Annotated in this window: 11 protein-coding genes; 5 read left to right on the top strand and 6 right to left on the bottom strand. The window is 68.7% G+C overall.

The features are described from left to right. Window positions 1-5 precede the first annotated feature (5 nt). The 6 genes from CITRI_RS0107460 to CITRI_RS0107435 form a co-directional block, all read right to left on the bottom strand. A complete protein-coding gene (locus tag CITRI_RS0107460) occupies window positions 6-1736 on the bottom strand; it encodes an FAD-dependent oxidoreductase (protein ID WP_010144081.1) in 1731 nt (576 codons plus the stop codon). 286 nt (window positions 1737-2022) lie between these two features. Then, on the bottom strand, window positions 2023-2529 hold the full coding sequence (locus CITRI_RS0107455; protein ID WP_010144080.1) for a hypothetical protein: 507 nt from the start codon (window positions 2527-2529) through the stop codon (window positions 2023-2025). Between the two features lie 113 nt (window positions 2530-2642). Further along, complete coding sequence (locus CITRI_RS0107450; protein WP_010144079.1) at window positions 2643-3449, bottom strand: amidohydrolase family protein; 807 nt, start codon at window positions 3447-3449, stop codon at window positions 2643-2645. Continuing rightward, complete coding sequence (locus CITRI_RS0107445; RefSeq protein ID WP_202798435.1) at window positions 3446-4621, bottom strand: acyl-CoA dehydrogenase family protein; 1176 nt, start codon at window positions 4619-4621, stop codon at window positions 3446-3448. Before CITRI_RS0107445 ends, CITRI_RS0107450 begins: the two co-directional genes overlap by 4 nt. A 107-nt stretch (window positions 4622-4728) precedes the next feature. Continuing rightward, window positions 4729-5889 (bottom strand): acyl-CoA dehydrogenase family protein, encoded by a 1161-nt coding sequence (locus tag CITRI_RS0107440; RefSeq protein ID WP_029139127.1) that lies wholly within the window; start codon window positions 5887-5889, stop codon window positions 4729-4731. Between the two features lie 181 nt (window positions 5890-6070). After that, a complete protein-coding gene (locus CITRI_RS0107435) occupies window positions 6071-6856 on the bottom strand; it encodes an enoyl-CoA hydratase/isomerase family protein (RefSeq protein WP_040385993.1) in 786 nt (261 codons plus the stop codon). 182 nt (window positions 6857-7038) lie between these two features. On the opposite strand from CITRI_RS0107435, the gene CITRI_RS0107430 reads away from it, so the two are divergent. Genes CITRI_RS0107430 through CITRI_RS0107410 form a run of 5 tightly spaced genes read left to right on the top strand, consistent with a single transcriptional unit; the run spans window position 7039 to window position 14359 of the window. Then, a complete protein-coding gene (locus tag CITRI_RS0107430) occupies window positions 7039-9084 on the top strand; it encodes an FAD-dependent oxidoreductase (RefSeq protein WP_050813624.1) in 2046 nt (681 codons plus the stop codon). Then, entirely contained in the window at window positions 9081-11252 is a 2172-nt protein-coding gene (locus tag CITRI_RS0107425) for an acetate--CoA ligase family protein (RefSeq protein ID WP_010144074.1), read from the top strand. Before CITRI_RS0107430 ends, CITRI_RS0107425 begins: the two co-directional genes overlap by 4 nt. Before the next feature lie 4 nt (window positions 11253-11256). Next, window positions 11257-12270 (top strand): LLM class flavin-dependent oxidoreductase, encoded by a 1014-nt coding sequence (locus CITRI_RS0107420; protein WP_010144072.1) that lies wholly within the window; start codon window positions 11257-11259, stop codon window positions 12268-12270. A 25-nt stretch (window positions 12271-12295) separates the two neighbouring features. Next, complete coding sequence (locus tag CITRI_RS0107415) at window positions 12296-13069, top strand: SDR family NAD(P)-dependent oxidoreductase (RefSeq protein ID WP_010144071.1); 774 nt, start codon at window positions 12296-12298, stop codon at window positions 13067-13069. A gap of 45 nt (window positions 13070-13114) precedes the next feature. After that, window positions 13115-14359: an acyl-CoA dehydrogenase family protein gene (locus tag CITRI_RS0107410; RefSeq protein ID WP_010144070.1), complete on the top strand. Its 1245-nt coding sequence runs from the start codon at window positions 13115-13117 to the stop codon at window positions 14357-14359. Window positions 14360-14406: the final 47 nt, after the last annotated feature.

The following is a 14406-nucleotide window of genomic DNA, read 5'->3' as shown; positions in this document are numbered from 1 at the left end:
GACGGTCAACGGCTGCCGGCCGCCACGCCGGCAGCGGACCCGACCGTCGTCAGCTCGTTCGCGACCAGGTAGGCCAGGGTCAGGCCTCGCCCCAGGGCGATGCCGCTGTTGTACGCGGAGCCCGTGGTCGTCAGGCCGGCCGCTGATCCCACGGCGTACAGCCCGCGGATCCGGTCGCCCTGCTGATCGAGGACGCGGCCGTCGCCGTCGATGCGCACACCGCTGGAACCGATGCCGGTGCCGACGAACTTCAGCCTGATCCCGTGGAAGGGCCCCTTGGCGATCTCGCCCAGCACCGGGCTGGGCTCGTTCGTCGGGTCCCCGGCGAACTTGTTGACGTAGGTCACGGTGCCCCGGCCGAAGTCGGGGTCCTCGCCCTTCCGGGCGTTCTCGCTGAAGCGTTCCGCGGTCCGCTCCAGCTGCTCGCCGTCGATGCCGAGCTTGTCCCCCAGTTCTCGGAGGGTCGGCGCGGACTCCACCCAGCCCTCGGGGTACTCGCCACCCGGAGGAGTACCGGCGAGTCCGTACTTCTGTCGATGCTGGTCGTCCCAGACGAGGAAGAAGGGCAGGTGCCGGTCCTCGGGGTTGAGGGTCTTGGCCACGATGTCGACCCAGTAGGAATCGTTGCAGTACCGGTTGCCGGACTGATCGACGATCATCGAATGCGGCATGGCGTACTCCGGTCCGTAGCCGTAGCCCGTTCCCACCTGCGACTTCCATCCGGGCAGGATCGGCACGGACGTGGCGGGGATCTTCGCGATGTCGCCGCCGATGGCGCGGACGAGGCGGATGGCGTCCCCCCGCAGGGTCTCGGGGGCGACACTGCCGAAGTCCTCCGGCTCGGTCCCGAGCATCTCCAGAACCAGCTCGGGGTCCCAGTCGTAGGTGCTCGTCGCCAGGACCACCGGCCCATCGACCTGGACGTCTCCGTCCGGTGACTCGGCACGAACTCCGACCACTGCTCCCGAGGAGTCGGTCAGCAGCTCGACGGCGCGGTGCTCAAGACGGATCTCGATGGACGGCTCGGCGATCACCCGGGCCAGGAACGAGGCCACCACGCCGGTGCCGAAGGTCAGCGGATCATCCCCGGTGCCCCGCTCCGTGCCGTGGCTGCCGTCGGCGAGCCCGAACGCCGGCAACCCGGCATGTGCGTGTTTCGAGGGTGCGTCCTCCTCGACATAGCTGGCGCGACGGCCCTTGCCCAGCATCTCGGCATAGGTCTGGCCGACGGGGAAGTAGGGGCTGTAGCGCAGCTTCTCCCGCCAGTCGCCCAGCACGCTGCCGTCGATGACCGCATTGGTCAGGTAGCGTCCCTCGGGCAGCGCCCCGTCCGCCTCGTTGTGGTAGTCGGCGAGTCCGGGGATGACGGTCCACGTGATCGCGCCGACCTCCTCCCAGTACTTCAGCGCCTCCGGCGAGGTCTCGATCCAGCGCTTCAGCGCCGCTTCGTCAAGCACCTCGGGGGCATCGTGGGAGGCGACATCCCGGATGTACCGCTCGGTGAGCTCGAAGGAGTCCTCGATGCCCATTCCGGCCGCTACGTGATTGGCTCCGGACCAGACCTGCCCGCCGGAGTACGCGGCGGCACCGCCGACCAGGTCGGCGGCCTCCAAGACGATCGCCTTCCCACCGCGCAGGGCCACGCCCAGGGCGGTGGCCAGGCCGGACAGCCCGGCCCCCACCACAACGACCGGCTCGGCGTCCTCCACGGGCACAGTCCGCGCATCCTCGACCATCACAGCTCCTCGTTCGTCGATCAACCACTAGTCATAGTCGATATGATTATCAGAGATAAGTCAAGGGTTTTCGTGAGCTCGATCACAGCTCCTGTGGGAGTGCCGGGGGCGCACGCAACAGGTCGTCGCCACGTCCGGCAGGTCCCCACCAGTGCGGGCCGACCGTGCGCGGCAGGTCCGGGTAGCGAGCACCTCGGCCTGGGGTCGCGTTCCAGCAGCGAAGGCTCAAGGCCGACACCGTGGGCTCAGGGCCGGCACCGGCGGGGCGCAGCCGGAACGCATGCCTTCACTCCTGAGCCGCTCCGCCGCCCCGGCCGTCGCCCGCCATCCTGGTCGAGTCGTGACTTACCGCCACAGCCGTCGGCTGGAACTGGAACACGACCCGCCGCGGACTGTCCAGGAGGCGGACGAAGGCCTCGGGATTCCCCGGCTGATGGCGCTGCGCAAACCTTCGGAGGATCCTCGCCTTGGTGCCCGGATCTCGATGGACGATGGTCGTGCCGCGGAAGGAGATCATTCGCCGCCCACTCAGTCCCGTCCCCGCATTGGAGATCACCAGGCTCGCGCGCGGATCGCTCTCGATACCGCGCACGTGCCCGCGGCCGTCGACCGCCGTGAGCCAGAAACACCCCTCCAGCTCTATGTACGTCATGACGACGCCGCCGGGCCATCCGTGCTCAGTGGTGAAGACAAAGGTGCATTCCGTCTGCGCCTCGATCAGCTCGGCCTGGTCGTCCCTGCCGAGCCGTGCGCCACGCAGGTCTTCGAGGTCGTCCTCCCCGATGGTGCCCATGTCAACACGACCTTTCCTCCCTTGCCGATTTCCTCGGCAACACACCCTTCCGCCACCGGGCGGACGAAGCGGGAGCACGGCGAATCGCCGTGCTCCCGCGCACCGGAGTAGGCTCAGCCGTTCGACAACTGGAGCAGCCGGGCAAGATTGGTGCCGAGCACCATCCGGGTCTCGTCATCTGTGAGGCCGAGCGCGTGGATCGCCGCGATCTCCTCCCCTGGATTCGTCATGGGCCAGTCAGACCCGAAGATGATCCGTTCTGCGCCGTGGTTGCGGATCAGGCGCCGCACCCGGTCGGGCGCGAGGGCGGTCAGGGTAGGCGGCCACGAGGTCTCCAGGATGACATCGGCGCCGGAGAGCATCTCCTCGGCGTCGTCCAGGATCTTGTACCCCCCGAAGTGACATGCCATCAGCGTCAGGGCAGGGAACTGCCGGGCGATATCGGCGATCATCTTCGGACTCGACAGCGCATTGGTCCGTGCGTCACCCCCCTCGCCGACATGGGTGATCACCGAGATCTCGGACCCGAAGGCGTCCAGGATCTCCCACAACCGCGGGTCGTTCAGCGCGAAGTTCTGGAACAGCGGATGCAACTTAACGGTCTTGATGCCGTGGCGCCGCAGGCTCGCCATGTTCTCCTCGACCGACAGGCCGACGTGGACGGTGCCCACCGGATGCCTGCGGTCATTCGCCAGGCCGGCCACGAACCGGTTGACGGAGTCCACGTGGCGGGCTTCGTTGGCGATGCCCAGACAGCAACTGGAGGTGACGCCGTGGGCGTCCATGGCCGCGTCCAGTCCGGAGACGGTGCCATCGCCACGCGGTTCAAGGCCAGGGACCGGGTTGGAGTTCAGGGCGAGGCCGGCGATCTTGTCCGGCCAGACATGGGTGTGGGCGTCGATGATGAACTCGGGATTCACCGGTTCTCCTTCTTCAGCCGGCGGGCGATGGAATCCAGCAGGACCTCAGTGGAGCCTTCGTAGATGCGCGCCGGACGCGCATTGCGATAGAGCCTTTCGATCTTCGACCCGCGCACCAGGCCGAACCGCCCCATGACCTGGACGGACCGGTCGACGATGCGGCCGGCCGTTTCAGTGGCGGAGACCTTGGCCATCGACGAGAAGTGGATGTTGCCCAGGGGATCCGTGGTCGCCAGGGAAGCAGCCCGGTAGGCCATCGAGCGGATGGTCTCCACCTCGACCCAGGACAGGGCCAGCGACTGGGACACGGCGCCGAGCTCGAACAGCGGGGCGCCGAACTGCTCCCGCGTCTTGGCGTGGGCGACGGCCTCGTCGAGGGCCGCCTGCGCCAGGCCCACGGCGGAACCGGCCACCGAGGCACGGAACACCGCGAGGGCCTGGAGCATGAGGGAGAACGCCTTGCCGGTCACGCCCAGGCGATGGTCGGCCGGGACCACGACGTCGTCGAACTCGAGTTCACCGAGGATGTGCGGGGCGATCAGGTCGTCACCCGGGCGAGCCGTCAGGCCCACCGCGTCCGCCGGGACCAGGGCCATCGAGTAACCCTCGCCCTCACGGCCCAGGACACAGTAGAAGGAGGCGGCCCCGCCGTTGGTGATGAAGGACTTTCGGCCGCGGATCCGCAGCCCGCCCTCGACCTCCTCGATGGTGGTGGTGATGGCCCGAAGGTCCGAACCGACGTCAGGCTCGGTCAGGGCGATGGCGGCGATGGCCTGCATCGAGACGACCTTCGGCAACCAGTGCTGCTTGAGGTCCTCGGCCCCACCGACGGTCAGCGTGTACGAGCCGATTCCCTGCATGCCGAAGAGCGAGTCCAGGTGGGCCGACGTGTACATCAGCGCCTCGCGGATCAGCGAGATGGCCAGGGGGTCAAGCTGCTCCGAGTGACCGCCGTACGCCGCCGGAACCACGTGACCGGCCAGCCCGGAGGCTGCGAGCGCGGCACGCATCGGCTCGTAGAGCTCGGTGTACTCGTCCGCCTCGTGTGCCACCGCCTCCATGTCGGCAGCGAGCGCCCGTGCACGCCGCTGGATCTCTTGGTGGGCCCCGCTCAGGTCGAACAGCCCGCCGACCGACTCCACACCGGTCACGTCTTGAAGGTCAACGCTCACTGCACATCCCGCTTTCCCGCTCATCGAATCTCGCCTACGTCTTGATACAGAAGATACGGCCCCTGAGGACCGGGCTCCGTCCGGGGCTCACGCCCCGGACGGAACCGTCAGCCGCGCTGGTCGAATCGACGCCCGAGGACCTCGGAGACGATGCGGATACGCTGCATCGAGGGGGTGCCGCCGGCGATCGCCCAGCCGTGGGCGTCGCGGTGCAGCCGCTCCAGGCCGTACTCCTCGGTGTACCCATTGCCGCCGTGCGCCTGGATGGCCAGGTCGGTGACCTTCTTCGCCATCTCGTTGGCGGTGCACTTGGCCAAGGAGACCTGCAGCGGGTTCGGGATGCCGTCCTTCACGCTGCCGGCTGCCCGCTCGACGAGCAACCGTGCAGCCTCGACCTGCAGCACCATGTCCGCCACCATCATCTGCATCGACTGGAACTCGATGAGGTCCTTGCCGAACTGCTGCCGCTCCTGCACGTACGACAGCGTCTTGTCCAGCGCTGCCTGGCCGATGGCGAGCGACATGGTCGCATTCCCCATGCGCTCGATCGAGAAGGCCCCGAACAGCGAGCTGAACTCACCCGCGGGGACGACGACGTTCTCCTTCGGGACCAACACGTCATCGAAGATGACGTCCGCGGACGGGATCCCGCGGAAGCCCATGAGCCGCTCGGAGGCCCCGAAGCTGACCCCCGGCATCGTCTTGTCGACGACGATGGCCCCGATCCCCTTCGCCCCGGGAGCGTCCGAGAGGCGCGCGTACACCAGGTAGTGATCGGCCTCGCCGCCGTTGGAGATCCAACGCTTGTTCCCGTTCACCACATAGCCGTCGCCCACGGGGCGGGCCGTCGTCCGGGCGTCGGTCGCCGCGGAGCCAGCGTCGGGCTCGGAAATGGCCACGGCCATGGTCTTGTCACCGGTGATGATGTCTGGCAGGAGCCGCTCACGCTGCTCCTCCGTGCCCAGGTGATGGATGACCTGGGCGGGCCCCGTGTTCGACTCGAAGATCTGGAACGCAGCCGGCCGGCAGACCTTGGCGAACTCCTCGATCACGGCGAGCGCCTGCGACAGCGGGGCCCCGGCGCCGCCGTACTTCTCCGAGTGCGCGATCCCCAGAAAGCCCAGGTCGCCCAGGCGTTTCCGCTCGGCCAGGGAGATCGGGGTCCTGGTGACATCCAGCTCCTCGGCCATCGGCGCGTAGACCTCTCGGGCCACTTGGGCGGCCAGGTCCCGGATCTCAGCATGCTCATCAACAACGGAAACCGTCACGGCCCCCACCTCCAATTGCATTGAATTCGTTCACGTAGCCGGAGCGTCGCTGCGCTCTGCAGCAGGATCCGCTCGGGCCGACAATCGTTATGTCTGTCTTATTCATTATACTAGATAGGCCGGCGAACGAGAAGCCCCCTTCCCTCAGCCGGCCAGCCTCAGGTCAGGGTGCCTGCCCTGGTCACGAGGACGCCGGCCGAGGCGTGTCCCGGAACCTGGGCTTGCGCTTCTCCATGAAGGCCCGACTCCCCTCTCGCATGTCATCGCTCCCGATGGCCTGGATGAGCGTCTCCAGGCCCGCCTGCATGTTGTCCTTCGAGGCGTTCCACCACAGGTTCGAGCTCACCTTGGCGATCTCCAGGTATCGCGGGCTGAGCTGGTGGATCTCAGCGAGCCAGCGGTTCACCGCCTCATCAAGCTGGCCATCGGCCACCACCTCGTTGATCAGGCCCATCGCCAGGGCCTGCTCCGCGCTGTAGCGACGGCACATCAAGGACATCTCCTTGGCCCGCTTCTCACCGATCTGGACGGAGGCGAGATTAGTGGCTCCAAGCACCGGGGCCGAGCCGACCTTGGGACCGGTCTGGCCGAACGTCGAGCGGCTGGTCGCGATCGCGAAGTCGCAGGCGATGACCAGCTCGTTCCCGCCACCGGCAGCAGGGCCGTCGACGGCGGCGATGACGGGGCGAGGACAGGCGCGGATGGCGTCGACCAGTCGCAACGATGTGGTGAACAGGTCGCGGAGTTCCTCCGGGTCGGGATCGCTGAGCTGCCCCAGGGCACCTCCCGCGCAGAACGACCCGCCACTGCCGGTGATCACCACGGCCTCAGCGCGCGAGGCGGCCTGGAGGCCGTCGATCATGGCCCGGGCCATCTCGATGTCGTAGGCATTGCGCCGTTCCGGGCGCTCGAGCCGGATCCGGACGACCCCGGCCTCCTGCTCGACAGTCACACCAACTGAAGACATGTCCACTCCCAACTCTTAGGTTCTCGCCCCGAAGCCGATGGCCGTTCACCGCCTCACCGGCCAGGACGACTCTATGCACCCGGCGGGCACGCGTGGGTGTCGGCGGCCGACCGCACACCGCGGAGCCACGACCCGGCGCCATTCGCCTTGACCCGTTCCCACCGGAGAACTACCTTAATTATATGGATCATGAGCACGAATTGGAAAGCGTGCCGGGACATGCGTTCCCGCACCTGTTCACCAGCACGATGCTGGGACCGATGCGCCTTCGCAATCGCGTCATGATGCCTCCGCACAACTCGGCGATCGGCAACCTCTGGAGCGCGGACGACAGGGACGCCGCCCGGACCATCGCCTACCTCGAGTCCCGGGCCAAGGCCGGTGTGGCGTGGATCGGCGGGGTCACCGGAAGGATCCAGAACCAGTTCATCCCCGGTTTCGAGCCATCGGGCATCAGCGCCGAGACCAAGGGATACTTCCGGCTGCCCTACTTCGTGGACCGAGTCCGCTGGGTCACGGACACCCTGCACGCGGCCGGCGCCGTGGTCACCTGCCAGATGACCATGATCGGCGGATTCCCCCACGCGCCGTCCGCCCGGCTCAGCGCACCGGTCGGCAACGCCCTGCCGCACGTGCTGACAACCCGTGAGATCGCGTGGTTCGTCGAGGAGTACCGGTTCTCGGCGGAACAGGCCCGACGTGCCGGACTGGACGGCATCGAACTCCATGCCAACCACGACGACATGCTCCAGTGGTTCCTCTCCCCGCTGACGAACCAGCGCCAGGACGCCTACGGCGGCTCCCTGGAGAACCGGGCCCGGTTCGTCGTCGAGGTACTGACCGCCATCCGCGACGCCGTGGGCGACTCGATGGCCGTGGGCGTGCGGCTCAACCTCGTGGAGGACGTCCCCGGTGGTTACGACGCCACAGGCGGTCGCGAGATCGCCGCCTACCTCGAGTCCACAGGACTCATCGACTTCATCCATGCGGTCGTCGGCACGCCATGGGGCAACCCCAGCTACATCCAGCCCCACTTCTACGACGCCGGCCAATGGGCGGGCCTGTCGGGCGAACTCAAGCGCACGGTCCGCCTGCCCATCGTCCATACCGGGCTCGTCAGCTCCCCGGAGATCGCGGAACGGATCCTGGCTGCCGGCGAGGCCGACGTCGTCGGCATGGCCCGGGCGCACATCGCCGACGGTCAACTGCTCACCAAGGCGGCCCAGGGACGCACCGAGGCGATCCGTCCGTGCGTCGGCGGCAATGAGTGCATCAGCCGCCGCTACGTGGACGGGTTGCCGTTCGGATGCGCGGTCAACCCCCACACGAGCCAGGAACTGGAGGGGCCCTGGCAGCGAGCCGCCGCCCCGCGGCGCCTGCTCGTGGTCGGTGGCGGCCCGGCCGGCATGGAACTGGCCGCCCTCGCGGCCGAGAGCGGTCACCGGGTCGAGTTGTGGGAGGCCGCGGACGCCCTGGGCGGCCAGTTGAGGATCGCCGCTGCCGCGCCCTGTCATGAGCGGTTCGACCAGTACCTCGAATGGCAGCGGAGGCGCCTGGCAGAGGCCGGGGTCCGGGTCCGCCTCGACCACACCGCCACGGTGGAAGGGGTGCTTGCCGAGAACGCCGACACGGTCGCCGTCGCCACGGGCGCCTCGGCGCGCCGTCCGGACATTGCGGGCGTCGAGGGCCAGGACGTGCTTGAGATCAGGGACGTGCTCTCGGGCGCCGCCGTCCCCGGCCGCCGGGTCGTCGTCGTGGCCCAGGACGACCACATGCCGCCCCTCGCCGTGGCCGACCACCTGAGCTCCCGGGGGCATGACGTCACGGTGGTCTACGGCACGAACGGCCCGGGCCAGTTGCTGGGTCGCTACATCATCGGCGGGATCCTGGGTCGGCTCAGCGCGCAAGGGGTTACGATCCGCTGCATGGAGGAGGTCGTCGCGGTCGGCGGCGGGTCCGCCACCACACGCAACGTCTACTCCGGCGTCGAGGACCGCCTGACGGGCGTCGACTCCGTGGTCCTGGCCTGTGGCGGTGTCTCCGAGAGCGGGCTGTTCGAGGAGTTGCGCGAGCTGCACGGTGACGTCCACCTGCTCGGGGACGCCTACGCACCGCGCCGACTTGTCTTCGCCACCCGTCAGGCCTATGCGCTGGCCAAGATCCTGCAGGAGCAGGGCCGGACGTCGTCGGCGACGGCCGTGCTCACCGCCCCCGGGAGCAGGCCATGAGCACCCCCGTATCGATCACTGTCGAGTCCCCCGATGGAACCGCCAGCGGCATCGCCCCGGAAGGTCCGTCCGTGGACCTCGGCGCGGTGTTCGCCCCTCGCTCCATCGCCTTGGTCGGAGCCTCTGCCAACCCGGACGGTTACTCGTCCCGCAGCCTGACCAATCTTCTGCGGACCGGTTATGCAGGGGCGGTCTACCCGGTCAACCCGCGGCACACCGAGATCAACGGCCTGACGTGCTATCCCACGGTGCGCCACATCGGCCGGCCGGTGGATGCCGCGATGATCCTGGTGCGCAGTGATCTGGTGCAGCAGGCCGTCCGCGACTGCGTGGAGGCCGGGGTCAAGGTCATCACCGTGTGCTCGGCCGGCTTCGCCGAGGACGGTCCGGCCGGCAGGGAAGCCCAGCAGGATCTCGTCCACGTGGCCCGGGCAGGGGGCAGCCGGCTGATCGGGCCGAACTGCATCGGTGCCGTCAGCGTCGTGGACAACGTGGTGCCCTGTCCGACGCTCAACATCACCGACGCCCACACCCCCGGTGGCATCAGCATCGTCAGCCAGAGCGGCGGAATGGCCGTGAACCTGTTCAACCGTGCCCAGGGACGCGGCATCGGCGTGCGCGGGTTCGTCAGTGTCGGCAACGAGGGGGACATCGATGTCGCCGAACTCGTCGAGGCGCTGGCCGATGACGGACCCACCCGGGTGATCGCCCTGTTCGTCGAAGACCTACGCGACGTCTCGGCGTTCCGGGCCGCCGTGGCCAAGGCCCATCGGGCGGGCAAGCCCGTCCTGGTCCTGAAGGTCGGCCGTTCGGACGCCGGGCAGCGCAGCTCGCTCAGCCACACCGGCGCGCTGGCCGGCTCCTACGCGGTCTTCCGCGATGTCATGGCCCAGCTCGGTGTCCTCGAGGTCGACTCCGTGGACGCCCTCATCGACACCGCCGGACTGATGTCGCGCATGGACCCGCCGGCGTCAGGCCGCCTTCTCATCGTCTCACCGTCCGGCGGCGAGTGCAGCTACGCCGCCGACCGGGCCAGCGAGCTCGGACTCGACGTTGCGCCCCTGTCCGCCGGCACCGTCGAGGCGCTGTCCCGGGACATGCGTTTCGGGACACCCAGCAACCCCTTCGACCTCACCGGCCAGGTGATCGGCAACTCCGAGTTCCTCGGCACCGTCCTGGGCGAGCTCGAGCGCGCCGACGAGTTCGACATGGTGCTGTACGCCATCCCCACCTGGGGGGCCCACGACGCCGAGCGACTGCTGCCCGGATTCATCTCCGCGGCGAAAGCCAGCACCAAGCCCACGGTGGTCTCGGCCTGGACGGCCGAGAACCTGACAGGCCGCAGTGAGCAGATCATGCGGGCCGGCGGGGCGCCGGCCTTCGGTTCGGTCGACGCGGCGCTGACCGCCCTGGCCGGCCTGCACCGCTGGTCCGTCCTGCGGGGCACCGTGGTGGAGGACACCGCCCGCCCGGAGGTGCTGTCGGTCTCCCGCCCGGCAGGGCTGGCGAACGAGCCCGGTGAGCATGAGGCCAAGGAGTTCCTGCGGCAGCACGGGCTGCCCGTCGCCCGGGAGGTCCTGTCCATGGACCCGGCCGACGCCGTCGAGAAGGCCCAGCAGATCGGCTTTCCGCTGGTCGCCAAGCAACTCTGCACCGGCGTCATCCACAAGTCCGACCTGGGTCTGGTCCGGGTCGGCCTGCGCGATCAGGCTGAACTCGAACAGGCGATCCACGATTTCACGGGCATCGTCGACGAGAACCAACTGAACCCCGAGGGCGTGCTGCTCTCCGAGCTTCACCGGGGCCTCGAGGTGATCATCGGCGGCGTACGCGACCCGCGGTTCGGCCCCCTGATCATGGTCGGGGCCGGAGGGGTGCTCGCGGAGCTGCTCGATGACGTGGCGTTCCGCCAGTGCCCCGTCTCGGCCGAGGAGGCCGGTGCCGCGCTCGACGGGCTCGCCATCGACCGCGTACTGCGCGGCCATCGCGGAACCACCCATGACCGTGAGGCCCTGACCCAGCTCATCGTGGACTTCTCCGTCCTGTTCGCCGGTGCCGACTGGATCACGCAGGCCGATCTGAACCCCGTCGTCGTCTCCTGCACACCGGGAGGCGGCGCCTCCATCGTCGACGCCGCCCTCGTCCTCGACCCGTTCCACAAGGAGTGATCCCATGGCCCTGAAGTTCGGCCTTGCCCTGATGAATGACTTCCCGGCGCACGTGGTGCCCGCCAGCCGCGTCTCCATGCTGCGCGAACAGGTCCGCGCCGCACGTGACGCCGGGATCGACTCACTCTGGGTGCTGCAGCACTACCTCGGCGCCATGCCGACCCTGCAACCCGTGCACCTGCTGTCCGCCCTGGCACAGGACGCCGGCGACATGAAGCTCGGCACGAACATGTACATCCTGCCGCTGCGCCACCCTGTAGGGGTGGCCGAGGAATTCTCCACCCTGGACCACCTCACCAACGGCAACGTGATCGCCGGGTTCGGCATGGGCTACCGGGAGAACGAATTCAAGGCCTTCGGGGTGCCGATGGAGGAGCGCATCGGGCGATTCGAGGAGAGCATCCAGCTGGTCCGCCAGCTCTGGAGAGGAGAACCGACGAGCTTCGCCGGCCACCACTTCCAGGTCGAGGACGAGCGGATCAGCCTGGTCCCGGTCCAACCCGGTGGCCCACAGATCTGGATCGGTGCGGGCGCTCACCGCAAGGGCGCAGAACGCGCGGCCCGGCTCGGTGACGCCTGGATCGTGCCTCCGCACGCCTCCCCTGAGAAGCTCGAGACAGTCCTGGGGCACTACCGGGCCGAGCGCGATCGTCTCGGCCTCGGTCCGGCCGCGGAGTTCGTGGTCCGCCGCGAGCTGGTCCTGGACCCCGATGCCGACCGTGCCCGGGAGATCGGCCTCGGTGCCCGCAACGCGCTGAGCCGGAAATACGCCCGCTACAACGCCCCGGACCAGACCGGCAACTACGCCCACCTGGCCTCCGACCAGGCAGCGACCCAGACCGCGGACGCCTCCTACCTGTTCGCCGACCCGGCGTCCGTCATCGCCTCGCTGAAGGAGCTGGAGGCCCAGGGCCTGACCTACATCGTGCTGCGCATGCAGTGGTACGAGCTGGGCCAGGAACAGGTGCTCCGCACCCTGGAACTGTTCAAGGACCAGGTCCTGCCGGCGTTCCGCTGAGCGGTGACCGTGGAATCGAGTGGCAATGACGACGCATCCCGTGCTCCAGGACAAGGTGGCCCTCGTGACGGGCGGCGGAGCGGGCCTGGGCGAGGCCACGGCACGGCTCTTCGCCGCGTCCGGCGCCAGCGTGGCCGTCGCCGACGTCGACGTGGGGTCGGGAGAGCGGGTCGTGGCCCACATCGAGGCCTCCGGAGGGACCGCCCTGTTCGTCCGGACGGACGTGTCCCGGCCGGAGGACGTCGAGTCGATGGTTGAGGCGGTCGTCGAGGGCTTCGGCCGGCTGGACATCGCCGTGAACAACGCCGCGGTGACCCCCGACCTGCGGCCGCTCGACGAGCTCGACGTGGACGACTGGGATCGCCTCATGGACGTCAATCTCCGAGGCGTTGCACTGTCCCTGAAGTACGAACTGAGGCAGCTGATACGCCAGGGCCAGGGAGGTTCCGTCGTCAATATCTCGTCCGTGCGAGGGTTCCGTGGCCGGCCACGTTCCGCCGCCTATGTGGCCGCCAAGCACGGGATCGTCGGGCTCACGAAGGTGGCAGCGATGGAGAACGGGGCCCGGGGCATCCGGGTGAACTGCGTGGCCCCGGGCGCCATGGACACCCCCATGCTGCGGGCGGCCCTCGCCCGCCGCGGCCAGGCGGAGGCCGACGTCGCCCCGGACCTGAGCCTGCTGCACCGGATCGGCACGGCCGAAGAGGTGGCCCAGGCGTCGCTCTGGCTCGCCTCCGACTGCTCCTCCTACGTCACCGGAAGCACCATCCACGCCGATGCCGGCTACACCGCCAGGTGACGCCCCCGTCTCGGCAGACCACGACCACCCATCCCTGGAGATGACATGACCAGCACCACCGCCAGCGCAGTCCACGTCCCCGCCCGTCAGGCCGACCGCCTGTACCACGACCTGCTGTCCAGCGACGAGACCATGGAGATCCGGAGCCGGGTCCGTCGTTTCGCCGACTCGGTCATCGCACCCGCCGCCCACCGGATCGCCACCGGCGACGAGGTCGAGGACGGGTTCCCCACGGACGTGTTCGAGGCGATGGCCCAGGAGGAGCTGTTCCGTATCGCCTTCCGGGCCGAGGCGGGAGGGCTGGGACTGCAGCGACCGGCGTCGGCCACCGTGGCCGCCATCGAAGAGATGGCCTATCACTCGAATTCCGTCGCCGCGATCTACGACGTCCACTGCGTCCTGGCCGGGACCGCACTCACGCAGGGCACATCCCGGCAGCAGGACGAATGGCTCCGGCCCTTGGTCCGCGGTGAACTCATCGGCGCCTTCGCCACCAGTGAACCGGGCTCCTCGAGCGACCTCAGTCCACAGTCCGTCCAGACCGTCGCCACTCGGACCTCCTCCGGCTGGCGACTCCAGGGCCGGAAGCGCTGGATCACCAACGCCCCGGTCGCGGACATCATCCTCGTGCTGGCCAGGACCGCGGACCGGCTGTCCATGTTCATCGTGCCGGCCACCACTACGGGGGTCACCGTGGGGCGTGCGGACCGCAAGATCGGCAACAAGGGCCAGCTCACGGCAGACGTGATCCTGGATGACGTCGACCTGCCGGACCACGCCCTGCTCGGCACTGAGGGTGGTGGCCTGAAGATCGCCCTGTCGATGCTGACGTACGGGCGCATCGCCATCTCCGCCGCCGGCGTCGGGATGGCGCAGGCAGCGTTCGATCACATGACCGAGCGCCTGAGCACCAGAGAGGCGTTCGGGGCCCCCCTCGGCCGGTTACAGCACTGGCAGTTCCTGATGGCCGAACGGGCCATCCAGCTGGAGTCCGCTCGATCCCTGTACATCAAGGCCGCCCTCCGGATGGACGAGGGCGTCACGGTCCCGGAACCGGAGGCGGCCATGGCCAAGGTGGCCGGCACGTCCCTGGCCGTCGACATCGCCCGTGAAGCCGTCCAGCTCTTCGGCGGGATGGGTTACACGCAGGAACTGGGAGCGGACGGAACGACCGGACCGGTCGAGGCCATATACCGGGACAGCAAGGTGACGGAGATCTACGAGGGTGCCAACGAGATCCAGAAGTGGATCATCGCCAGGCAGCTGCTGGGACGTGAGGTCGCCGGCTGACGGCTGGCCCGCCACCTACCCGGTGACGCAACCGAGGTTCGGACTGG

This window comes from Citricoccus sp. CH26A (assembly GCF_000224415.1).
In the GTDB taxonomy this organism is placed as follows: Bacteria; Actinomycetota; Actinomycetes; order Actinomycetales; family Micrococcaceae; genus Citricoccus.
The sequence above is the reverse complement of the archived record's forward strand: the minus strand, read 5'-3'. Positions and strand labels throughout refer to the sequence as shown.

Coding starts and splice junctions, on each gene's coding strand:
- CITRI_RS0107425 (WP_010144074.1), top strand. CDS start 9,081: ATGAGCACCCCCGTATCGATCACTGTCGAGTCCCCCGATGGAACCGCC.
- CITRI_RS0107430 (WP_050813624.1), top strand. CDS start 7,039: ATGGATCATGAGCACGAATTGGAAAGCGTGCCGGGACATGCGTTCCCG.
- CITRI_RS0107420 (WP_010144072.1), top strand. CDS start 11,257: ATGGCCCTGAAGTTCGGCCTTGCCCTGATGAATGACTTCCCGGCGCAC.
- CITRI_RS0107410 (WP_010144070.1), top strand. CDS start 13,115: ATGACCAGCACCACCGCCAGCGCAGTCCACGTCCCCGCCCGTCAGGCC.
- CITRI_RS0107455 (WP_010144080.1), bottom strand. CDS start 2,529: ATGGGCACCATCGGGGAGGACGACCTCGAAGACCTGCGTGGCGCACGG.
- CITRI_RS0107415 (WP_010144071.1), top strand. CDS start 12,296: ATGACGACGCATCCCGTGCTCCAGGACAAGGTGGCCCTCGTGACGGGC.
- CITRI_RS0107435 (WP_040385993.1), bottom strand. CDS start 6,856: ATGTCTTCAGTTGGTGTGACTGTCGAGCAGGAGGCCGGGGTCGTCCGG.
- CITRI_RS0107460 (WP_010144081.1), bottom strand. CDS start 1,736: ATGGTCGAGGATGCGCGGACTGTGCCCGTGGAGGACGCCGAGCCGGTC.